The sequence below is a fragment of the Photobacterium rosenbergii genome (assembly GCF_003026455.1).
Lineage (GTDB): Bacteria > Pseudomonadota > Gammaproteobacteria > Enterobacterales > Vibrionaceae > Photobacterium > Photobacterium rosenbergii.
This window is the reverse complement of the sequence record NZ_PYMB01000021.1, coordinates 13,753-36,201: the sequence shown is the minus strand read 5'-3', so window position 1 is coordinate 36,201 and position 22,449 is coordinate 13,753. Positions and strand designations below refer to the sequence as shown.

Below are 22,449 nucleotides of genomic sequence, written 5' to 3'. Positions count from 1 at the left end.
AACAAGATATACCGAGATCAAAAAAGGCGGCTAAACAGCCGCCTTCTCGATACTTGATGAATTATTTTTCAATTACGCCAGTTCAACCTGGCAGATGATCTCATCATCAAAAGAGAGCACCTTGAGCGTATTGTCTTCCAGTAGGCCATAGCTGGCCTGGTACTCACCACGAGGAATCGTCACCGAACCAGGGTTATAGACATAAAGGGCATCTTTCTTTTCAGCAACGGGAAGGTGGGTATGGCCTGACACCACCACGTCACCATCGCGCAGACGCGGGTGCTTGTCAGCGTTGTAAAGGTGGCCGTGGGTCAGAAACAAGCGGCGGCCATTTGGCAGCAGTACCAAGTTGTAATCTGCCATCATCGGGAATTCCAACAGCATCTGATCAACATCACTGTCGCAGTTACCTCGTACTGCGGTGATCTTCTCGGCATGCTGGTTCAACTGCTCGGCTACATCAATCGGTGCGTAGCCCGCAGGTAGTGCGTTGCGTGGACCGTGATTGAGCACGTCGCCAAGTAGGATCAGGTGGTCAGCCCCACTCTGCTCGAACTTTGCCAGAGTACGGCGGGTGCTGTCGGCACAGCCGTGAATATCAGAAGCAAAAAACAATTTCATGTCAGGAGATCTTTCTTCGGTACAGGATGACTGTGATCCTACACCTAAGCCCATGACAATGCCATTGCGCTAACCGTTACGATTCTTCCCGCAGCATGCCGTTCAATACGATGTTGTTATAGCTCACCATACCGATAATATGGCCACTCTCGATGACTGGTGCGCGGCTGATACCAAAACGCTCAAACAGACGGGCACAGTAGCGGACATCCATGGTGGCACTGACCGACAAAGCTGGCTTGGTCATGATTTCATAGATATTGGTCCGCTCGGGCGAACGATCCAGCGCCAACACCTTTTTGGCGATATCGTTCATTAGCACAATTCCGTACTCGTCGTCTTCATTACGCTTATTGACGATCAACGCTTTCACTTGCTTTCGTTTAGCAATACGAATCGCCTCTGCCACTGTTGTCAGTCCTTCAACCGTCGCGTAGGTGTCCATCATTACATCCCGTACCCGGACCAAGGTGTCATCACTCATAGCTTCGCCTCAACAACTTTGGTTAATGTTTCAACCTGGTGGGCCACCCCCACCGCATCTTCAACATCGAGTTGGACAGCAATACCTTGCCCAGAGGAAGAGTCAAAATCCCCGACCCGCTCAATGGTTTCCAGAATCGTCCTGGCCAGATGCTCCTCGACCACAAACAAGATCACATCCCGCTGGACATCGAGCCCAAGGCCAAAAAAGGTTTTTTTCTGGTACAAACCTTCGCCGCGGGCATTGTTGATCACCGTTGCCCCTGTCGCCCCGGCTTTGCGCGCAGCATCCAACACGGCATCGGTTTTCGCATCTTCTACAAAGGCCAATAACAACTTAAATCGCATTTCCTTCTCTCCTCTTAGCCTGCCTTGCCGACAGTTGGGCATAAGCCATCACTGTGATCATCGGAAACAGGCTGGCAAACGCAATGAGCCCAAACCCATCGAGCATCGGGTTTCTTCCCGGCACAGTGGAGGCCAACCCTAGCCCTAATGCCGTGACTATAGGTACAGTCACCGTCGATGTTGTTACCCCGCCGGAGTCATAGGCCAAGGGGACAATCATCTTCGGTGCAAAGTAGGTCTGCACCACCACCACGCAGTAACCCGCCAAGATGTAATAATGAAGCGGGTCTCCGGCGACAATCCGGTAGCTGCCTAAGGCAATGCCCACCGCGACCCCGAGCGCAACAGCGATACGCAGGCCGTTAACACTTATAGTATCGCCCGAAACCTGATTCGCTTTTATGGCCACAGCAATCAAAGAAGGCTCAGCGATAGTCGTACTAAAACCGATGGCCGCGGCAAAAATGTATACCCAGTAATACTGGGTCCAGGGAATAACATCCGGGATCCCTTCCCCACTATCGAACAAGAAATCCATGGCTGTCAGTTGGGCTGCCATAGACTCCCCTAGAGGGAATAGCGCCAGTTCGAGGCCAAGCAGGAAAAATGACAGGCCGATGACGACATAAACGAACCCTAGCGCGACCCTAGGCCAGTTGGTGACCGGGCGGCGCAACACGACAAGCTGGAAACCGAAAATAATAATGGCAATCGGTATGACATCTCGCACTGTCATCAGCAAAGTGGATAAAAAGTGGGGAATAATCCCATGGAGCTCTGTCATCCCAATCCTCCTAATGCACCAGCATGCCGTAGGCCATTACAAATATCATCGGTGTCAGCGAGGCAAAAGCGATCAAGCCAAAACCATCAACTATCGGGTTACGGCCTTTTATCGACGAGGCTAGCCCAACCCCTAGCGCCGCCACCAGCGGGACGGTAATGGTCGATGTCGTCACCCCACCGGAGTCATAGGCAATCCCGACAATGGCTGGAGGGGCAAACCAGGTCATGATCATCACGAGCAAGTAGCCCCCGATGATCATCCAGTGGATTGGCCAGCCTTTCAAAATACGTATCACCCCGAGCATAATGGCAATACCGACCGACAGAGCCACCGTCAAACGCAATCCTGTCGCATAGTCCAGTTGGCTTTTGGCATCTGTCGCTATCAGCCCCCCTCTAGCAGCAACCTTGGCGGCTTCTGCTGACACTGCAGTAAGCGCAGGCTCGGCAATCGTGGTACCAAACCCTAAGCAGAACGCAAAACACAGCAGCCACCATACGCTTCCTTTACTGGCAAAGGAGCGTGCCATTGACTCGCCGATTGGAAACAATCCCATTTCCAGCCCGAATACAAACAGGGTCAGACCTATCACAACAAAGGCTAGGCCAACCAGAATCGGGCCGAGCTTGGGCATTGGTTGCTGCAGAACCACCAATTGGAAAAAGCCTATCACTAAGATGATCGGCAATAAGTCACGTAGACTGGAAAGCAGGGATTTCAGCAGGGCGAGTACAAACGACATTCCACCTCCTGGCTGTCGCCCGGTAATCAAAAAAGGGTATACCTTCAAGGTACTCCCCAAACGGATATAGACACAGCTTTTATGTGCCAACACGAGAGCTAGCCCACATAACAAGATGGCATAAAGAACATAGTTAGCGATACCAAGCCTTTGGTTTAGCTATACTTATGCCGAGAGCCATACCAATATGGGCAAAGGCATTGCCTCAAAGGAGAAGTATGAAGATATTAGTGACCGGCGGAACCGGGTTTATCGGCTCAGCCTTGATCAATGCGCTCAAACAACATGATATCACCGTGTTGAGCCGTGACCCGGCCAAAGCGAGCCAAAACCTAGGCGGTAAGATTAACGCCGTCGACTCCCTTGACCAGTTCGATAACCTTGATGACTTTGATGCGGTCATCAACCTCGCCGGTGAGCCGATCATCAACAAACGCTGGAGCCCGCAACAAAAGAAGAAAATCTGCCATAGCCGCTGGGACATGACAGAGCAGTTAGTTGCAAAAATTCAAGCTGGCAGCCAACCGCCCCATACCTTCATCAGCGGATCGGCAGTAGGGGTTTATGGCGACCAGAAAGACACCGTCATCGACGAGTCATTTGCCATCAGTGATCATGTCAACCACGAAGATTTTGCCCACCACGTCTGCCAACGCTGGGAAGAGATTGCGCTCGGTGCAGAAAGCGAGCAAACCCGGGTCTGCCTGCTCCGGACCGGTATTGTGCTGGGGAAACATGGTGGCGCCTTGGCAAAAATGCTTCCCCCCTACCAGCTTGGTCTTGGCGGGCCGATTGGCAATGGTTCGCAATATACGCCTTGGATCCACCTTCAAGATATGGTCGATGCGATAGTGTTCCTACTGGAAACGCCAACGGCAAAGGGCGCTTTCAACCTCACTGCGCCAGAACCCGTCACCAACAAGTTATTTAGCCAAGCGTTAGCCAAAGCGCTGCGCCGCCCCCACCTTTTTTTCACCCCGGCTTTCGTACTCAAGCTGGCCCTTGGCGAAGCGGCCTCGTTGTTACTTGAAGGCCAACGAGCTATACCGAAGAAGCTCGAAGATCTCGGCTACAGCTTTCAATACACAACCATTGAGGTGGCATTGGGTGATATTGTTTCCAGGTAAATATTGTTTCCGGTTGAGCACGAACAGCAAATACAAAATAGCTCCCCGATATGGGGAGCTTTGCAAAACCACAATACCCGGATAGGGTTCTACCTAGCCCCGCACCGGTTGCAGCAAGCTATTGATCATCGAGCGGATAATCACAACCACCAGCAACAACGACAGCATCGGCACGACCAGCCACATTCCCGGGTGCCAGCTTACCGGCAGTTCAAAGCCCCATTTGACCAAAGCCGCAACGACAGCTTCAGCACCGGCCGCCGCCATCACACCTGCCAGCAAGGCCATAATGCCATACTCGCCCCACACTGTAGCCGAGACTCTTTTGCGGCTGGCACCCAATGTCCGGTATAAACGGATTTCGTCCCGGCGCTGGGCCAAGCTCAGGCGTAGCAAGGTCATCACCAGCAACAGGCCACTGACCACACCTAAACCGGCCAGCACCGACAGCGACAAGGAGACCTGCTGCATGATGCCCTGAATACGGGTTGCCATGGTTCGCAAGTCCAGCAAAGTAACCGTTGGGTAATCCCGGCCAAGTTGGTTAACCACAGCCTGTTGGTCGGCCTCAATACGGAAGCTTACCAACCACGTGGCCGGAATATCGGCCATTACATCAGGCGTGAAGATAAAGAAGAAATTGGGTCGCATATTGCGCCATTCGACCTCACGGATACTGGTCACCTCTGCACTGAAAGGTTGGCTGTTTACGTTGAAAGCCAAGGTATCACCCACCGTGATCCCTAACCTTTCAGCCACACCCGATTCAACTGAGACCCCGTTCGTTGCCTGCCAGTCCCCAGCGATCACTTTATTGTGGACAGGGATAGAATCACGCCAGGTCAAATTGAGTTCACGGCGCAATGAGCCATCTACTTCTTGGTCACCCTGTTTAGCTCGCTCCAATAAGTCTTCTTGGTTGAGGTGGGTTATCCGCCCACGCACTACCGGATAGCTGTCGGAACGCATTACCTGTTGCTGATCCAAATAGTTGAGATACTCTTCTTGCTGCTCTGGGCTAATATTCAAGGCAAACACATTCGGTGCGTCCGCAGGAAGGGTTTGTTGCCAGTCAGCCAGCAAATCAGAGCGTAGCAGCCAAATCACCGTCAGCAGCATCAACGAGCTAGTCAGGGCGGCCAACTGGGCCCCGGTCGCCATCGGACTGCGGTTGATACGGCTCAGTGCCAAGGTAATCGCTGGCCCCCAGCGGCCCCGCTTGAGCCCCCTGACAATAGAGACACCAACCACGGCAAGAATGACAAGGATCGCAGCGAGCCCTAACAAGGTCAACCACATCAACCCATTGCTTCCCAGCCACAACAACCCTGCCACCAATGGCAATAGGGCCAGAGCATACCCCTTGTTGCTGGTTTTCCAGCTATCCATTCGCTGTATTACCGAGATAGCAGGCGCATCCACCAGCTTCAATAGCGGAATGCCCATGCCCGGGATCGCAACCAGCAAGGCAACGAGTACACTTACAACCAGCGGCGTAAAGCCAATCCCCGGTAAAGGATCAGGCAATACATCTACCAAAGGCACCCGCAGTAAATACTCCAACAAAGCACCAATCGCTACCCCTGCGACCAGTGCAAGACTAAAGAGCATGCCGAGCTGGCGGGCCAACCATTGCCACAGCCACTTCTTGCTCGCCCCCAAACTTTTCATCATTGCCACAACCTCGGTCCGGGTCGAGGCATAATGCATACAGGTCAGCACTAAGGTGGCAGTCGCCATCAAGATCACCAAAATTAGCGTCAGCGACAGGTACTGGCGGGCTTTTTCAATCACATCACCCGTTCGCCCTTGTGAAGTTTCACTCAACCAACGCTGCCCCGGCTCAAGTTCGACTTGCTGCTGCAATGCTTTGAGCTGGCTATCTGCACCAGTGAAGTAAGCCCGGTATTGGACCCGGCTACCCGGCTGGATTGCCCCGGTGTTATCCAAGTCATCGGCATGGATGAGCACGGCCGGCATTTGGCTGAACGGATTGAATGACAGCTCCGGCTCTTGGACGATTGTCCCGCTAACCTTGAGCTCGGCATCACCAATAGCCAAGACATCTCCGGGTTGGACCTTCAACAGATCAAATAACCGCTCCGCGAGCCATAGCTCACCAGGCTGCACCTGATGGTGGATACCGGACGGGCTTTTCAGCTCAAGCTCCCCCCTTAGCGGGAAGTCACTCTCAACGCTTTTGACACTGACAAGCTGCATGGCTTCATCACTGAAAGCCATGGTCCCGAAGCGTACTTGTTGGGAGGTGACCAACCCAAGCTGCTCCGCCTTGTCCAAAGTCGGTTGTTCAACCGGGTTGGCCGAGCGAAACACCAAATCGGCCGCAATCATGGATCGCCCCTGATCGACCATGATCTTCTCAACCCTGACCACCAAGGCCGCTAAGGCAAACACACAGGCGATGATCAGTGTTAGGGCCACGGCGACCGGCCATAACTGGCCATGCCAAAGTTCGCGCCAGCTCCACTTGAGCAGCATCGAACGGTTAACGGACGGGGAATCGGATTGGATTTCTGTCATTTCTGTCATGCGGCTACCAAACTCCCACTTTCAAGTGTCAAGGTCCGGTCACAACGCTGGGCTAGCTGGGGATCATGAGTCACCAATACTAAGGTAGTACCGTGATCGCGGTTGAGGGCAAACAGCAGCTCGATGATATTGGCTGCAGTATGCTGGTCCAAGTTACCGGTCGGCTCGTCGGCAAATAACACCTTGGGCCGAGTCATAAATGCCCTCGCTAGAGCTACACGTTGTTGCTCCCCCCCTGATAGCTGTGCCGGTAGGTGAACTTCCCTGCCGTCTAAACCGACTTTTTCAAGCAGCTCCCGTGCCCGCCCCTCATCGGCTTCCTCTCCCTTGATAATGGCAGGTAACATCACGTTCTCCAGAGCCGACAGTGATGGGATCAGCAAAAAGCTCTGGAATACAAAGCCGATGCTGTCACTGCGTAGTGCCGCCCGCGCCTCGTCATTCATGGCCGCCAGTGGCTTACCTAGCAATTCAATACTGCCCTGGCTTGGGATATCAAGCCCGGCTAGCAAGGTCATCAGCGTCGACTTACCCGCCCCTGAAACACCCACCAAGGCAATTGCCTCTCCCTGCTCGACCTCGAGCGAAACATCCTGCAAAATGGTGAGCGACGATGATGCTGTCGTCACCTGCTTGGACACTGATACAGCTTTAATCACGGATGTAGACATGATGCGATTCCTTTCAGTAATCTTTTTTCTTGTTTTCACTCAGCACGCCCTCGCGGCCAAACTGATGGTACTGGGCGATAGCCTCAGTGCCGGTTACCAGATGCAGGCCGAACAAAGCTGGCCGAACCTACTGGATGCTGAGCTTGAAAAATATGGCCATGATGTCACTGTGGTCAACGCCAGTATCTCCGGCGACACCACAGGTAATGGGATGGCTCGGCTTCCCCGCCTACTCGAGCAACACCAACCTGATTTCGTCTTGATTGAGTTGGGTGCCAACGACGGGCTCAGAGGATTTCCTCCTACAACTATACGCAATAATCTCAGTGAGATGATCACTGAGATAGAGCAAGCAGGTGCTTACCCGCTGCTGATGCAGATATTTGTACCGCCAAACTACGGCAAGCGCTATAGCGACCAGTTCGCAAAAGTGTATCAAGATATCAGTGAGCAACTGGAGATCCCATTGCTGCCCTTTTTCCTCGAGCACATTATCCTCAAGCAGGAATGGATGATGGATGACGGCCTGCATCCCAAGCCTGATGCCCAGCCGTGGATAGCCGATTTCATGGCTAAAGAGCTTGCCCCACACCTCTAATTCAACAGACAAGGATGCCCTCAATGACGGCGACAAACCCGCTCCGAATCCTGATCACCGGCTGCAGCAGCGGCATCGGTTATTACTGTGCGAAAACACTGCACCAGCAAGGCCACAAGGTTATCGCTAGTTGCCGGCAACAAGATGATGTCAAGCGCCTACAGGACGAAGGCCTGCACTGTGTGCTGATGGACATGGACAACGAAACCTCAATCGAGCAAGGGTTTGCCGATGCGCTGGCAATCGCTGGAGGCACTCTGGATGTTTTGTTCAACAATGCCGCCTACGGCCAACCAGGCGCGCTGGAAGACTTACCAACCCAAGCCCTACGCCAGCAATTTGAAAGCAACCTGTTTGGCTGGCACCACCTAACCCGATTGGTTATCCCAGTGATGCTGGCCCAAGGCAGCGGTAAAATTGTCCAGAACAGCTCGGTACTGGGCCTAGTTGCCATGAAGTACCGTGGCGCCTACAACGCCAGTAAATTTGCCCTTGAAGGCTATACCGATACTCTACGCCTCGAACTGAGCAACACCCCAATCAAGGTCAGCTTGATCGAACCCGGCCCGATTGAGAGCCAGTTCAGGGCCAATGCCAAGGCAAAGTTCGAACAATATATTGATATGGGCAACTCACGCCACCAAGCCAGTTACCAAAATACGCTAGACCGATTAGGTAAAGACTCGCCGTCAAGCAAATTCACCCTTGGCCCTGAATCGGTGTTGAAGCCATTACAAGCCATTATGGGAACCGCAGAGCCAAAGGCCCGATACTACGTTACACAGCCCACTTATATCTTTGGTTTCCTGCGCCGTATTTTGCCTACCCGTTTACTCGATTCCCTGTTGGTCAAAAGTGATTAATAAACTGAATTAGCCTTCGCCCCAAACATAACACTGGCGAATAGCGCTCAATAAATACACAACAAAATAAGTCACTTACCAATAACCGGGATCAAAAAAGCACCACTGGGGACCAACAAACCTGAAAAAACACTGAATAGACCGGCGGAAGCAGCGTTTCCGCCAAAAAAAGCAAGAAATGTCATATTTGTGTCACACAGCACGGTTAAGCTTGTAGTGTAAATTGAGGTTGTTCCCTACCGGCCTTTAATTTCCCTGTAACCGTTCCGATAAAGAATAAAGAAAGGTGTGACAATGACATTACGCCAAATAAATATCCTTTGCGTGTGTGTGACACTCGCATTGCTGTTGACGTTTCAATAAAAATGGAGAGCCGGGCTCTCCATTTTTATTTGTCTCGACAGCGCCAGCCTAATCTCTATTTAGCCACGACCATCACCTTCTCACTGTTTCACCTTGAAAATCCTCGCCTTCCCCCCCATAACTATCACAACGAAGAAATTTATGGCCTACGCGCTTTTTCAGAAGTCCAGGGAGTGAAGATAAACCCATGTATGACCAACTAGCCATCGAACTGAACGAACAGAATCTGCAACAGGTGATCGAGCAATCGATGCAAACCCCAGTGGTGATCAGTTTCTGGGCCCCTTCTATGCCTGAGACGGCCGAAGTCAACCAAATCTTGGAAAAGCTGGCGGCGTCCTACCAAGGCCAAGTCACCCTGGCGACCCTTAACTGTGAAGCCCAGCCAATGGTCGCAGGCCAGTTTGGCGTTCGTAGTTTGCCAACCGTTGCCGTATTCAAAAATGGCCAGCCTGTTGATGGCGCAGCCGGTCCGCAGACCGAGCAAAGCCTCATGGAAATGTTGGCCAAACACCTGCCAAGCCCAGAGGAACTGGCGCTGAAAGCGGCACTGGAGCAAGTCGACAACCAGCAATATAACGAAGCATTGCCGGTACTGCGTGAGTTGGCGACCAAGTTCACCCAAAACAGCGTGATCAACCTGGCTCTTGCCGAATGCCTGCTAGGAACGTCTCAATACGATGAGGCAGAAACCCTACTTGCGACCATTCCAATGCAAGATCAAGATGCCAAGTACAAAGGATTGATGGCAAAACTGGAGCTACACCAACAAGCCAGCGATTCGCCGGAAATCCGCCTGTTAGAAGAGAAACTAGCCGCGGAACCTGGCAACAATGAAATTGCCTTTGAGCTTGCCGTACAATACAGCCAAGTTGAACGTGCGGAAGAGGCATTGGAACTACTTATCGGCCTGCTTCGCAAAGACATGAACTTTGCCGATGGTGGCGCCAAGAAAACCATGATGGACATCCTGGCTGCACTTGGCCAAGGTAATGCTGTCGCTAGTAAATACCGCCGCCAGCTATACTCACTGCTTTACTAAGCGAACGGGTTTAATAGACAAACTTGAGAAGGCAGGGTTATCCCTGCCTTTTTTCATGGGAAGAGGGGTATCTAGAAAGGGCATTATCCATGCCGACACAGCCCTTCAATGATCGGGCAACTTGCCCCCTCATCGCCCGGGCACTGCTTGGTCAACGTTTCCAAGGTTTGCTTCATTTCCAGCAGCTCTTTGATCTTCTCATCAATCTCCACCAGCTTTTGCTCTGCCTTGGCTTTGACATCGGCACTACGTCGTTGCGGATCACGGGAGAACGCCAACAACTCTCGGCCTTCATCAAGGGTAAAGCCCACCAAGCGCGAACGCCGGATCAGATGCAGTTCATCGATATGTTTGGCACTGTATTGGCGGTAACCGTTCGCCGCCCTGCCCGGCGGTGAAATAATGCCCTTGTCTTCGTAAAAGCGGATGGTCTTAGTCGTCAGCCCAGTCTGCTGGGACACTTCACTGATATTCATACTCAGCCTTACAGTTAATGGAAGGTTAGCGTCATTCTATTGCTTTTCTCGGTGGTATTCAAAATGTATTGACCTTCCAGTTGATGGAAGCTTTATGATTACCTTAAATGAATCAAACTGTCTTATCAGTAAGGCTTCAAAATGGTCGAGTTAACCCTACCGCTACGAAAAGTGCGATGCATGAACTGCGCGAACAAAATCAAAGCGGCCCTCACAGAATTACCGGGCGTCGAGTCTGTCGACGTCAATACCGAGCAAGCTAACCTACAGGGCACCTTTGCCCCTTTGGCAGCAATCGATGCCATTTCCCAGCTTGGCTATGAAGCAGGTTATCAATACCAACTGCCACTAGCAGGCCTGTCATGCTGCAAGTGTGTACGTAAGGTCAAGGAAGCACTGGACAGCCAACCTGAAATCTTCTCTTCTGATGTCAGCAAAACAGAGCTAACGGCAACGGGTACGCTACCTGAAGCAAAATTAATTGAGCTAATTGAATCTCTCGGTTTCACTGTACCTTCTGATAATACAGAGCAACCAGCAGTGACGCCGACTACCTATGAGCTCTCCTTGTCCGGCCTAAGCTGTGGTAAATGTGTCGCCAAAGTCGAAGCCTTATTCAAAGAGCATGCCGATATCGACAGCTTCTCGGTGGCCAAAACCCATGCCAGCGTTAAAACCTCACTGGCTCAGGCTGAGGTTATCGGCTTGATTGAATCGGTTGGGTTTAGCGCCGCACCTGCAAGCAAAAGCACCACTAGCGACAAGGCTGAAACCGTTTCAGGCAAAGCCACTACTGATGTACCTCACGATAAGGGTGAAATGTCGGATAACGAATCGGCTTCACTGCAGTTCATCTTATCAGGGATGACCTGTGCCAGTTGCGTCAGTTCGGTCGAGAAAGCGATTCTCAGCGTACCCGGCGTTTCATCCACCAGTGTCAATTTGGCTGAGCGGACGGCGTTGGTGAGCGGTAATGCCCCAAGCAACGAGATCATCCAAGCGGTTGAAGACGCAGGGTACCAAGCTGAATTATCTGAAGACGAACTGACCCGGCGCCAACGCCAGCAGGCACAGAATGAGAAGGTATACCGCCAACACATCAAGAATGCTTATATCGCGCTGGCTGTCGGTGGGCCATTGATGGCCTGGGGCGTTTTCGGTGGCAGCATGATGATAGCGTCCCGGGCTGACCAAATCGGCTGGGGGGTGGTCGGGATCATCACCCTGGTTTTGCTGGCTACCGTCGGCAAGCACTTCTTCGTCAATGCCTGGAAAGCGTTCAAACACCACCGGGCAACCATGGACACCCTTGTCGCGCTGGGTACCGGCGCAGCATGGCTGTATTCAACTTTCGTTGTGCTCGTGCCCGATTTGCTACCGATGCAAGCCCGCCATGTCTACTTCGAGGCATCGGCAATGATCCTAGGCCTGATCACGCTGGGACATGCCCTTGAAGCCCGCGCCCGGAGCCGGACCTCCAAAGCGCTCGAACAGTTGATGGATTTACAGCCTCAAACTGCCATCATCGTCGACAATGGCGAAGAGCGCGAAGTACCACTCGCTGATGTCCGTACCGGTATGGTGCTGCGCCTCCATCCCGGCGCTAAAGTCCCGGTTGATGGCACCATCCTCGAAGGCCAGAGCTATATCGATGAGTCTATGCTGACCGGAGAGCCGATCCCGGCCAACAAGAAAACAGGCGATACCCTCCATGCAGGTACCATCAACCAACATGGTAGCTTGTTGTTTACGGCGGAAAAAATAGGCCGCGATACCATGCTGGCAAGGATTATCGATTTAGTACGCCAAGCGCAAAGCAGCAAACCGGCTTTGGCCCGGTTGGCCGATACCATTTCCGCTATTTTTGTGCCTGCCGTCATGATCATCGCCATCGTTACCGCCATGATTTGGTACTACTTCGGGCCGGATCCTTCATCGGTGTATATGCTGGTAACGGCAACAACAGTGCTGATCATCGCATGCCCTTGTGCACTGGGCCTTGCCACCCCAATGTCGGTCACCGTCGGGGTTGGCCGTGCGGCAGAGTACGGCGTCCTGATCCGCAACGCTGAAGCGCTACAAATTGCAGCCGATGTCGATACTGTTGTGCTGGATAAGACCGGCACCCTGACTGAAGGTAAACCAGCCCTTGTTAGCAGCAACTGTTACAACAGCTTCAACAAAGGCCAATTACTGACCTTGGCAGTTAGCCTCGAGCAAGGCTCCGAGCACCCGCTGGCAACAGCCATTGTCAACGCCGCCAAAGCCGAAGCCCTTAGCCTAGAGCCGCAACTGAATTTCCAAGCCCAACCCGGCTATGGCATCAGTGGTGAAGTGTTGGGGCACACTGTCCTACTGGGCAACCAGAAGTTGATGGCTCAACACCAGATTGATATTGACCAAGCCCAGCAAGCCACTGATAGTGCCAGCGAGCAAGGTGCAACCCCAATCTATGTCGCGGTCGACGGCCTACTGGCTGGTTTACTGGCCGTTAGCGACCCTATCCGCCATGATTCGGTTGCCGCCATCAAGCGCCTGAAAAACATGGGGCTGGATGTGATCATGTTGACGGGTGATGTCCCAGCGACAGCGAATGCCATCGCCAAGCAAGCGGGTATCGAACATGTCATTGCAGGTGTGCTGCCAGACGGCAAGGCTAGCGAAGTGGAGAAAATCCAGGCCCAAGGCAAGCGGGTGGCTATGGTCGGAGACGGCATCAATGATGCGCCCGCACTGGCCCAAGCCGATATCGGTATCGCGATGGGCAGCGGCAGCGATGTAGCAATAGAAAGCGCCCAACTGACGCTGGTCCGCCACTCTCTTCATGGTGTACCTGATGCGCTGCAGCTTTCCAGAGCCACCCTGCGCAATATGAAGCAAAACCTGTTTGGGGCCTTTGTCTATAACACCTTAGGCATCCCTGTCGCGGCTGGTATCCTGTTCCCGTTTACGGGAGCATTGCTCAGCCCAGTTGTCGCGGGGGCAGCTATGGCGCTGTCTTCCATCACCGTGGTCAGCAATGCTAACCGCTTGAGGCTGTTCAAGCCTGACGGTGAAGAAAGGCAAACCGTAAAGTCCCACTCACAGCCACAGACGGAGAATTAATATGGTCGCTATCATTGGGTTCCTTGCTATTGCCTTTATTGTCTGGTGGTTCTGGCTCCAGCCTAAAAAGTAACTCTTTAGCCCTATCCGATCCTATAGTGAGCTGATATAACAATTAGATATCTGGTTATTTCAGCCCACAGGATCATTATGCTCAAAGCACTCTTCACCCGGGCAGCCCTACTGCTGCCCTTCATCACGACCAGCGTGGTAGCCGAACCTTTAGTTTGGCAAGCCCAAGATGCCCACCGCCAATTTATCATCCTCGGCTCCATCCATGCCGGCGACGACGGTTTCTACCCGCTACCAACGGCGTTTACTTCCCATTGGGAAAGTGCCGATGCCCTTGTGGTTGAAGCCAACATCCTCAAGCCAAGCTCGGCGCAGCTCAACCCAACCGTCGCAACCACCGCCGAGATGTTAACAGACATTGAAAAACAATCTTTAGCCGCGACCGCCAAACTCGCCGGTTTATCTTCCTCACCACTGCTAAGCTCCCCACCTTGGCTGGCTGCAATCAGCTTGCAGATGAAAATGGCTGAACAAGCAGGTCTTAGCCCAGACAGGGGGATAGATATCACCCTACTCAAGCGAGCCCAGGCCAGCCAATTGCCAATACTCGAACTTGAAAGCATCGAAAAGCAACTGCGCTTGATGGAGCAGCTGGACGATCATGGCAAAAACCTACTGATGGCCACGGTCAATGAATGGGACGAAATGGCAGGCCAGCTTTCTTGCCTGATCGATGCATGGCAAGCTGGCGACCAAGCACAGCTTGATACCCTGTTTGACGAAAGCCAGTATGACGACGATACCGATTCTGCCCTGATCGTTGATCGCAACCACGACTGGGCGGATAAACTGATTGGGGATCCTACCTACCAGCGAGGAAAGTTCTTGATAGTCGTCGGCGCGATGCATCTATTGGGAGAGGAAGGGCTGCATGAATTGCTCAGACAAAAAGGCTTTTCAATCAAGCAACTGAGCCAAAGTAAACAAGCGTCATGCAGCTAATGGTGTGGTGGTGGAGATGCGCTATCAAACTGCGCTATTCACCGGCGCCAGAAATGAAAAAAGCCCCAAACTGCGCGTCCCGGACTTTCCTGTAGGCTTTGAAGAGTGGTCGGTGAAGAGGATTCGACGCGGCTGGGCTTCCAGACCCCGACCCTCTGGTCCGCTAATCCCAAAAATCTGAGATGCGCTACCAAACTGCGCTATTCACCGAAGCCAGAAATGAAAAAGCCCCAGTCATTCGACTGAGGCTTTAAATAGTGGTCGGTGAAGAGGGATTCGAACCCCCGACCCTCTGGTCCCAAACCAGATGCGCTACCAAACTGCGCTATTCACCGACAGTAAATAATGGCGTTTTAAGCTGCCACTATTTGAAGTAGTGGTCGGTGAAGAGGGATTCGAACCCCCGACCCTCTGGTCCCAAACCAGATGCGCTACCAAACTGCGCTATTCACCGACTGTAAATAATGGCGTTTTAAGCTGCCACTATTTGAAATAGTGGTCGGTGAAGAGGGATTCGAACCCCCGACCCTCTGGTCCCAAACCAGATGCGCTACCAAACTGCGCTATTCACCGACGATAAATAATGGCGTTTTGAGTTGCCACTATTTAAGAATAGTGGTCGGTGAAGAGGGATTCGAACCCCCGACCCTCTGGTCCCAAACCAGATGCGCTACCAAACTGCGCTATTCACCGACGAAGTAAGTAAAAAGCCTTTGAAACTCTTTACTTGAATCAGCATCACTGCTGAGGTGGCTTATAATACTCAGCCAAAGAATTTACGCAAGCAGAAATACTCATTTTTAAAAAAAACCATACTCGATTGCTCACAGAACTACCAACCAAGGCGAAAAAGTGATCGCAACCGCACTAGTTAACACAAAGTTAATACAACCCGTAAACCATTGATCCAGATCATCACAACATTTTTGCTGCATTGTTTATCTTATGACCTCTATCCCGCGACCTAAAGGAATACTTATGGATTTTTGGTTAGATCTACTTTTTGGTAATGCCGTAGGCCTGTCGTCAATGATTGTTATCTTTGCCGCGCTGGGATTAATGTTATTTTTTGGCGGTTACTTTGTTTACAAAGCACTGTCAGCACCCTCTCCTCACTAGAGCCATTTCGCAATGTCATCTGCTTGCGCCAGGGTCCAAATTGTCGGTTGAGGCCCTGGATTTATTTCCTTCCCACTCAAATATTAACTCCCTCCTTCATCGTTATCCTTGTTCAGCCACCTCCGGCCGCAAAACTCTCCTGCAATTTCCGTTCAAACATGCAACTTGCAGGGACTTGGGTATATAATCGGACATATATGCCTTCAACCCTGAAACACCATGTCTGAGAACGATGAATTAGATCTCTTCCGAGAGATGATGGCTGATGTCGCTCCTATCAAACAGGACAAAGTCGAAGTCGCCCACAAACACCAAGTTACCGAAGCCCAACTCGCAAGACGCCTGGCAGCGCAGACCTTGTCTGACGGCGATCCTGAATACCTGTCTTTAGATTACGCCAAAATGGTCAAGCCCGACGACATGCTGGGGTTCAAGCGTGATGGTGTTCAGGAAGGTGTATTCCGCAAACTCCGCTTGGGTAAATACGACATCAATGCCCGACTGGATCTGCACCGAAAAACCCTGAAAGACGCCCGTGACGAGGTCGTTAACTTCCTTCGCCAGTGCCAGCGGATGGATATCCGTACTGTGATTATCGTCCATGGTAAGGGAGAGAAATCCAACCCTCCAGCGATGATGAAAAGTTACGTGGCTACCTGGTTGGAACAAATTACCGATGTGATGTGCTACCACTCAGCACTGCGCCAACACGGCGGTAACGGTGCACTCTACGTCATGCTGAAAAAGAGCCCAGAGCGTAAGCTAGAAAACCGCGAACGCCATAGCAAGCGACAGGGCTAGCCCTGCTTATTGCTATCTGCAATACACAAAAAAGGAGCCTGTGGCTCCTTTTTTAGTCCCTTCATGCCCCTCATTAGGCCTGGATAACCACCCGCATTGCTAGCAGGATAAGCACCACACCAGAGAGCCTATCAATCAGTTGTGCCTTGGTCCGTAGTTTTTCCAATACTTTAGGGTTCGACAACACAAAAGCAATCAAGGTGTACCATAGGCCATCCACCAGCAGAGGCGTCGCCACAATAATCGCTCGGCTGCTAAATTCAGTCCCGACAGCGACAAACTGGCTGAACAATGCAAGGAAGAATAGTGCCAACTTGGGGTTGAGTAGTGAAATCATTGCACCGTCACGGGCCGCTTCTACCAAACTGGTCGATTTGCCTGCCGCCAATTTTGCCGCTACACCGCCTTTCGAACGTAGGGCATTGACACCAAGGTACGCAAGGTAGGCCGCACCCGCATAGGTAATAACATTAAACAAGGTTGGTGACTGCTTGAGTACCACCGCAAGGCCGAGCAACGTCACCAAAGCATAAACACCAACACCAGCGGCATGTGCCCAAGACGTAACGACGCCATGCAGGCGACCTCCCGCCAAACTGTGTTTGGCAACTACGGCCAAACTAGGTCCCGGCGACATTGCCCCGAGCATACATATCATAAGTAACGAAAGCCAAATACTGAATGTCATTGTTAGTTCCTATCCGCTAGAGCTAATTTTTTCTGATAGACAGACTTTAGCAAGTGAAGGTTATGCGAGGAAATCAAAAGAAATCATCTTTGCCATGATTTGAAATCATAACCAAGCCAGTGCCCACTAAATCGAATACATGGAGCCCCTCATCACCGTAAGCACCTGCTCACGGAACCAACGGTGGGCAGGGTCATTTTCATAACGGGGATGCCAAACCAGCCAATAGCTATGCTCTGGCTTGGGGATCGGCAACAGTTTGAAAGTAATATCAAACCAAGCTTGCATGTTGCGGGCGATATGCTCGGGCAGCACCATCAACATGTCGGTGCGAACCAAAGTTTGAAAAGCAGCACTGAAGAACGGAACAGAGAACTGTACATTACGGTTTAGCCCCTGCGCTCTGAGCTCCCGCTCGACAAAACTGTCTTTATCGCCCCCGGCTGATACCCGCATATGGGGGTAAGCGGCAAGCTGCTGTAATGACAAAGAAGGTTGATTGGCTAGAGGGTGCTGGCCGCGCATCGCACACACCGGATAATCGGAACCAATATGGGCACCACACAAGCCTTCGGGGATTTGCGGCAGCATGGTGGACACCAGTTGGATATCAAGATCTGCCAAATGGGATAAATATTCCGGCGACCACAAACGGTAACTGATGTTGGCCCCCGGAGCCTGCTGCTGCACCTGCTCAACAATATCGGGCAATATGTACTGCGCGACATAATCGGAGGAAGCCAAGATTATCGGTCCGGCCCAATGCTGCGGGGAGAAATCTGGCTCATCCAGCAGCCCCTGGCAACTAGCGAGGATCTTATCGACCTTGCCCTTGAGCTGCTGCGCCTTAGGCGTCGGCAACAAGCGGTTGCCCTCCCTAATTAACAAAGGATCACCGAATAGCTCGCGCAACTGGGTCAGCTGGCGGCTAACCGCTGACTGGGTCACACATAAGCGCTCAGCGGTGCGGCTAACATGCGACTCTTCCAGTAACACTTGCAGGGTACGTAGCAAATTCAAATTGATGTTTTGCATGGCTCCCCTTAACTGAAAACGGGTTTATTGAAAGCTAGGCTATTGAAAATCAGAGTTTTGCCAATGGCGCAAACTGCCCGCCAGTCAACGAAAGAAGATCGCCCGGCGCCAACTCGATTTCCAACCCTCGTCGGCCAGCACTGACGCAGATGGTCTCATACTGCTCGGCAGAGGCATCAAGAAAGGTCGGCAGGCGTTTCTTCTGTCCCAAAGGGCTGATGCCACCGACAATATAGCCCGTCGTTTTCTCTGCAATTTGTGGGTCAGCCATATCTGCCTTCTTAGCACCCGCCGCCTTCGCTGCCGCTTTGAGATCGAGCAAGCCGGCAACAGGTACAATTGCCACCGCCAGCTTTTTAGGGTCACCATTGAGCGCAAACAACAGCGTTTTGAACACCTGATTCGGATCTTGCCCCAGTACCTCTGCTGCCTCCAGGCCAAAGTTGGTATTGGCCGGATCATGCTTGTACTGATGGATGGTGTGGGCGATTTTCTTTTTCTTGGCAAGATTAATAGCAGGTGTCATGGCCGCTCCGGTTCCGTTTCCAAATAACGACAGCCACTATAGCCCAACCCGGTTGACGCCAAAAGAAAAAAGACGCTTTGGCTTAAATAGGGCCCATTAAAAAAGCCCTGCATGCGCAGGGCTTTGCTCAATAGCGTTAACCGTAATTGTTAACGGTAAACCATCTCACCTTTTGGTGCGAACGCGTTCACATCAATCGGGCTGTTGGTCTGCAGGAACTCTTTCAGTACTTCTGCATCAACGAAACCGGTATTCACATGGCCTGAGTGTTCGGTGATCTTAGGGTAACCGTCGCCTCCTGCAGCGTTAAAGCTCGGTACGGTGAAGCGGTATGTTTCCGTCAAGCTCAATGGCTTGCCACCGATCTTCACATCGCTCACTTTACCGTTAGCCACTGTCATAGAGATACCGTAGAACTGGGCATAGGCACCTGAGTCAACCGGCTTAGTCGCGACAACATTCAGGTAGTCCATCACTTCGCTACCGGTCATGTCGGTGTAAGTGACGATATTGCCAAATGGCTGCACCGTCAGCACATCCTTGTAAGTAATATCACCACCAGCAATCGAATCGCGGACGCCGCCCGAGTTCATGACAGCGAAATCTGCCTTGGCACGCTGCATGTGTGATGCTGCAATCAAACGACCTAGGTTAGTCTGCTGGAAGCGAACCACATTACGATCACCTTCAAGCTTGCCATTAGACTCGGCGATCTTGATATTCAACTGCTCTTGACCACGCTCCTGGAATGGCTGTAGGAAAGCCTTCACTTCACTATCCTGAGCAATCTCGTCCTGAATAAATACCCGCTCGCTGGAGCCATCAGCCAATTTCACTTTCTTCTTCAGGTTAACTGGGATCAGATCATAGCTAACCATTTGCAATTCACCGTTCTGGAACTCAAAGTCCGCACGGCCAACATATTTACCCCACTCATGGGCCTGGACAATCCAGGTGCCGTTTTGCTGATCCGGTTGGCAGTCATCACCTGGGTTGAAGTTCTTGTTGTACATGTTTGGACCTTCCATGCACACCGGCTCCTGGGAGTGACCACCAACAATCATATCCAGTTCACCAGCAGGCAGGTAACGGGCAAGGGCAACATCACCCGGCGCATTGATGCCATGGTTACCGTTGGCATAGTGGCCCATATGGGTTGCCGCAATGATCACATCCGGATTTTCTGTTTCCTTCAGCTCTTCGATCACCTTCTTGGCTTCTTCCTTAGGATCGCGGAAGTCAACACCACCGATATATTCCGGGTTACCGATCTTCGCCGTGTCTTCTGTGGTCAAACCCACCACAGCAATCTTGATGCCTTGCTGCTCGAAGATTTGGTATGGCTGGAATAGGCGATCGCCAGTTTCCTTGTCGTAGATATTGGCAGACAGCATAGGGAACTCTGCCCACTCTTCCTGCTTACGCAAAACTTCCAGTGGGTTGTCAAACTCGTGGTTACCCAATGCCATTGCATCATAGCCCAGCATATTCATACCCTTGAAATCCGGCTCTGCATCTTGCAGGTCAGATTCAGGTACACCGGTGTTGATATCGCCCCCCGATAGCAACAAAGTTGTACCACCCTCAGCTGCAACTTCTGCACGGATCTGATCCAATAGCGTCTTACGCGCCGCCATACCGTATTCGCCATAAGAATTATGCCAGAAACGACCGTGGTGATCGTTGGTGTGGAGAATGGTTAGCTTATACGTTTGATCAGCCTGCCATGATGGGGCAGTGGTGTCAGATTGGCTCGCACAACCTGCCAGAGAAGCCAGAATCGCAGCGGTTAACGCTGCCTTGGTGAAAAAGCGTTCCGTCATTGGGGTCACCTTAACCTAATTATGTGTTTTTACTAGAATTGACGAGCGTCAGTTTAAGTTATTTGGTGAACACTGTTATGGGGTTTTCATCATTATGTTGACCAGATCACTATACTGGCTTCGCATTTTCATAACGATGAGATAACAAGCAAAAAAAGCCTCACGGGTGTGAGGCTTCTGGTATCATTTGCGGTTTTTCTAATCTTATCTATCGACTTATCAAGCCGTTGCCAGTTTGCGCGCTGGGTGCTTGATAAAAATGGCTGCGATAGCGGCAAAAGCAAGGAAGAAACAGTAGTAAGAATGGCTCACCACTTCTAATGGTGAAAGACCGAATACTGAGCCCAGCAACAATGCTTGGGCACCATATGGTAATACTCCCTGCACCACACAAGAGAAGATATCAAGCAAACTTGCCGAGCGGCGAGGCGTCACACCGTTTTCTTCCGCCAGTTCACGGGCTACACCGCCAGAGACAATAATCGCAACGGTATTGTTAGCCGTACAGCAGTTAGTCAGGCCGACCAAGCCCGCAATACCCAACTCGCTCGCGCGGAGGTTCTGGGCTTTCGAATGTTGCTTGCTAAAGACTCGGATCACTTTGCTGATCAGTTGTGTCAGGTAAGCAAGGCCACCCTGGCGGCGCATCAACTCACCCATACCACCGATGAGCATCGACAGCAGGAAGATCTCCTGCATGTTGCCGAAACCAGCATAGATATCCTGACCGTAAGTCGACAGGCTGTAATCTGGCGTACCGAATAAACCGATACCACCCGCCAGTAAAATACCGATACTAAGTACGACAAAAACATTCAGGCCAGACACTGCCAATACCAAGATGGTGATATAAGGCAATACTTTCAGCCACTCAACGTCTGTGGTCGCGGGTACTTCAGTCGGGGTGCTGCTAAATAGGAACAACAAAATCGCTGCAATTGCCGCAGGTAGGGCGATACGGATATTTTCGCGGAATTTGTCTTTCATCTGACAGCCCTGCGAACGTGTCGAGGCAATCGTGGTATCCGAGATAATTGACAGGTTATCACCGAACATCGCACCGCTCAGAACCACACCGGCCGTCAGTGCCACATCCATGCCAGCCGTTTGGGCAATCCCCAAGGCAACTGGGGCCACTGCCGCAATGGTGCCCATTGATGTGCCCATCGCAGTGGCGATAAAGGCTGAAATCACAAAGATACCCGGCAGGATCATGCTAGCAGGAAGCATAGACAAGCCAAGGTTTACCGTGGCATCCACACCACCGGTGGCTTTGGCTACTGAAGCAAAAGCACCTGCCAATAGGTAAATCATACACATAGCAATAATATCGCTATGGCCTACTCCACGTAGGAACTGCTCAATGGCTTTGTTGAGTTTTTCCTTGCTCAGCAGGATCGCCGCGATTACCGCAGGCAGTGCTGCGACAGGGGCTGGCAATTGGTAGAAGGCGAAATCCACACCTTGCATGGTTAGGTAAGTACCCACACCAATAAACAAGGCCAAGAAGATCCCCAATGGGAGTAACGCCAACGCAGAAGGCGCAGGCTCGTTAGAATGTTGTTGTGTATTGTTCGACATGATGACTACAGGACATCTATTTTAGAAATTGCGCCTAGACTAAGTGTTGTTAATGGCCGCGTCAACATCTAGACGTCTAAACATCC

Annotated in this window: 21 protein-coding genes and 5 tRNA genes; 8 read left to right on the top strand and 18 right to left on the bottom strand. The window is 51.8% G+C overall.

All coding sequences use genetic code 11. From position 1 onward, the window contains the following. Nucleotides 1–72 precede the first annotated feature (72 nt). The 5 genes from yfcE to C9J01_RS23710 all read right to left on the bottom strand — a co-directional run bounded on the left by yfcE (nt 73) and on the right by C9J01_RS23710 (nt 2,981). On the bottom strand, nt 73–621 hold the full coding sequence (gene yfcE / locus C9J01_RS23730; protein ID WP_107300594.1) for a phosphodiesterase: 549 nt from the start codon (nt 619–621) through the stop codon (nt 73–75). Nucleotides 622–697: 76 nt separating this feature from the next. Beyond that, nucleotides 698–1,105, bottom strand: a complete 408-nt coding sequence (locus C9J01_RS23725; RefSeq protein WP_107300593.1) for a CBS domain-containing protein — start codon at nt 1,103–1,105, stop codon at nt 698–700. Further along, nucleotides 1,102–1,452: a P-II family nitrogen regulator gene (locus C9J01_RS23720; protein ID WP_107300592.1), complete on the bottom strand. Its 351-nt coding sequence runs from the start codon at nt 1,450–1,452 to the stop codon at nt 1,102–1,104. Before C9J01_RS23720 ends, C9J01_RS23725 begins: the two co-directional genes overlap by 4 nt. Further along, nucleotides 1,442–2,236: a DUF1538 domain-containing protein gene (locus C9J01_RS23715; protein ID WP_107300591.1), complete on the bottom strand. Its 795-nt coding sequence runs from the start codon at nt 2,234–2,236 to the stop codon at nt 1,442–1,444. The genes C9J01_RS23720 and C9J01_RS23715 overlap by 11 nt, the downstream gene beginning before the upstream one ends. 10 nt (nt 2,237–2,246) lie before the next feature. Further along, nucleotides 2,247–2,981 (bottom strand): DUF1538 domain-containing protein, encoded by a 735-nt coding sequence (locus tag C9J01_RS23710; protein ID WP_107300590.1) that lies wholly within the window; start codon nt 2,979–2,981, stop codon nt 2,247–2,249. Nucleotides 2,982–3,199: 218 nt separating this feature from the next. Here C9J01_RS23710 and C9J01_RS23705 point away from each other — a divergent pair, with 218 nt between their 5' ends. Beyond that, the gene (locus tag C9J01_RS23705) at nt 3,200–4,108 is read left to right on the top strand and encodes a TIGR01777 family oxidoreductase (RefSeq protein ID WP_107300589.1); all 909 of its coding nucleotides are present in this window, start codon (nt 3,200–3,202) and stop codon (nt 4,106–4,108) included. A 93-nt stretch (nt 4,109–4,201) separates the two neighbouring features. Here the strand turns inward: C9J01_RS23705 and C9J01_RS23700 are convergent, their stop codons facing one another. Both C9J01_RS23700 and C9J01_RS23695 read right to left on the bottom strand, forming a co-directional pair. Beyond that, a complete protein-coding gene (locus C9J01_RS23700) occupies nt 4,202–6,658 on the bottom strand; it encodes an ABC transporter permease (RefSeq protein WP_107300588.1) in 2,457 nt (818 codons plus the stop codon). After that, a complete protein-coding gene (locus tag C9J01_RS23695) occupies nt 6,655–7,329 on the bottom strand; it encodes an ABC transporter ATP-binding protein (protein ID WP_107300587.1) in 675 nt (224 codons plus the stop codon). The genes C9J01_RS23700 and C9J01_RS23695 overlap by 4 nt, the downstream gene beginning before the upstream one ends. Here C9J01_RS23695 and tesA point away from each other — a divergent pair. The 3 genes from tesA to C9J01_RS23680 all read left to right on the top strand — a co-directional run bounded on the left by tesA (nt 7,328) and on the right by C9J01_RS23680 (nt 10,195). Then, nucleotides 7,328–7,927 (top strand): multifunctional acyl-CoA thioesterase I/protease I/lysophospholipase L1, encoded by a 600-nt coding sequence (gene tesA / locus C9J01_RS23690; protein WP_107300586.1) that lies wholly within the window; start codon nt 7,328–7,330, stop codon nt 7,925–7,927. The genes C9J01_RS23695 and tesA overlap by 2 nt on opposite strands. Before the next feature lie 23 nt (nt 7,928–7,950). Continuing rightward, nucleotides 7,951–8,790 (top strand): SDR family oxidoreductase, encoded by an 840-nt coding sequence (locus tag C9J01_RS23685; RefSeq protein ID WP_107300585.1) that lies wholly within the window; start codon nt 7,951–7,953, stop codon nt 8,788–8,790. A gap of 550 nt (nt 8,791–9,340) precedes the next feature. Continuing rightward, nucleotides 9,341–10,195, top strand: a complete 855-nt coding sequence (locus C9J01_RS23680) for a co-chaperone YbbN (protein ID WP_107300584.1) — start codon at nt 9,341–9,343, stop codon at nt 10,193–10,195. A gap of 83 nt (nt 10,196–10,278) precedes the next feature. Here the strand turns inward: C9J01_RS23680 and cueR are convergent, their stop codons facing one another. Further along, nucleotides 10,279–10,671: a Cu(I)-responsive transcriptional regulator gene (gene cueR / locus C9J01_RS23675; RefSeq protein ID WP_107300583.1), complete on the bottom strand. Its 393-nt coding sequence runs from the start codon at nt 10,669–10,671 to the stop codon at nt 10,279–10,281. Between the two features lie 180 nt (nt 10,672–10,851). On the opposite strand from cueR, the gene C9J01_RS23670 reads away from it, so the two are divergent. After that, nucleotides 10,852–13,776 (top strand): copper-translocating P-type ATPase, encoded by a 2,925-nt coding sequence (locus tag C9J01_RS23670; RefSeq protein ID WP_237157056.1) that lies wholly within the window; start codon nt 10,852–10,854, stop codon nt 13,774–13,776. A gap of 150 nt (nt 13,777–13,926) precedes the next feature. Continuing rightward, entirely contained in the window at nt 13,927–14,790 is an 864-nt protein-coding gene (locus C9J01_RS23665) for a TraB/GumN family protein (RefSeq protein WP_107300581.1), read from the top strand. A 106-nt stretch (nt 14,791–14,896) separates the two neighbouring features. Here the strand turns inward: C9J01_RS23665 and C9J01_RS29690 are convergent. From C9J01_RS29690 to C9J01_RS23645, 5 genes are all read right to left on the bottom strand, one after another. Further along, nucleotides 14,897–15,000 (bottom strand) — tRNA-OTHER (locus tag C9J01_RS29690). Nucleotides 15,001–15,048: 48 nt separating this feature from the next. Then, nucleotides 15,049–15,125, bottom strand: a tRNA-Pro gene (locus C9J01_RS23660). Nucleotides 15,126–15,167: 42 nt separating this feature from the next. After that, nucleotides 15,168–15,244: transfer RNA gene (locus C9J01_RS23655), tRNA-Pro, on the bottom strand. Nucleotides 15,245–15,286: 42 nt separating this feature from the next. Continuing rightward, a tRNA-Pro gene (locus C9J01_RS23650) sits at nt 15,287–15,363 on the bottom strand. Between the two features lie 43 nt (nt 15,364–15,406). Then, nucleotides 15,407–15,483, bottom strand: a tRNA-Pro gene (locus C9J01_RS23645). 285 nt (nt 15,484–15,768) lie between these two features. Between C9J01_RS23645 and C9J01_RS23640 the strand changes: the two genes are divergently transcribed. Together C9J01_RS23640 and smrA are read left to right on the top strand one after the other, a co-directional pair. Beyond that, on the top strand, nt 15,769–15,909 hold the full coding sequence (locus C9J01_RS23640; protein ID WP_107300580.1) for a DUF3149 domain-containing protein: 141 nt from the start codon (nt 15,769–15,771) through the stop codon (nt 15,907–15,909). Between the two features lie 219 nt (nt 15,910–16,128). Continuing rightward, a complete protein-coding gene (gene smrA, locus C9J01_RS23635; protein ID WP_107300579.1) occupies nt 16,129–16,710 on the top strand; it encodes a DNA endonuclease SmrA in 582 nt (193 codons plus the stop codon). A gap of 73 nt (nt 16,711–16,783) precedes the next feature. On the opposite strand, the gene C9J01_RS23630 is transcribed toward smrA, so the two are convergent. The 5 genes from C9J01_RS23630 to C9J01_RS23610 form a co-directional block, all read right to left on the bottom strand. Further along, nucleotides 16,784–17,398, bottom strand: a complete 615-nt coding sequence (locus C9J01_RS23630) for a LysE family translocator (protein WP_107300578.1) — start codon at nt 17,396–17,398, stop codon at nt 16,784–16,786. Between the two features lie 126 nt (nt 17,399–17,524). Continuing rightward, nucleotides 17,525–18,433 (bottom strand): LysR family transcriptional regulator, encoded by a 909-nt coding sequence (locus C9J01_RS23625; RefSeq protein WP_107300577.1) that lies wholly within the window; start codon nt 18,431–18,433, stop codon nt 17,525–17,527. A gap of 49 nt (nt 18,434–18,482) precedes the next feature. After that, nucleotides 18,483–18,959 carry a Cys-tRNA(Pro) deacylase gene (ybaK, locus tag C9J01_RS23620; protein WP_107300576.1) on the bottom strand — a complete coding sequence of 159 codons (477 nt, stop codon included), beginning with the start codon at nt 18,957–18,959 and terminating at the stop codon, nt 18,483–18,485. Nucleotides 18,960–19,108: 149 nt separating this feature from the next. Continuing rightward, entirely contained in the window at nt 19,109–20,782 is a 1,674-nt protein-coding gene (gene ushA, locus C9J01_RS23615) for a bifunctional UDP-sugar hydrolase/5'-nucleotidase UshA (protein WP_107300575.1), read from the bottom strand. Between the two features lie 219 nt (nt 20,783–21,001). Beyond that, nucleotides 21,002–22,363: a Na+/H+ antiporter NhaC family protein gene (locus C9J01_RS23610; protein WP_107300574.1), complete on the bottom strand. Its 1,362-nt coding sequence runs from the start codon at nt 22,361–22,363 to the stop codon at nt 21,002–21,004. Nucleotides 22,364–22,449 lie beyond the last annotated feature (86 nt).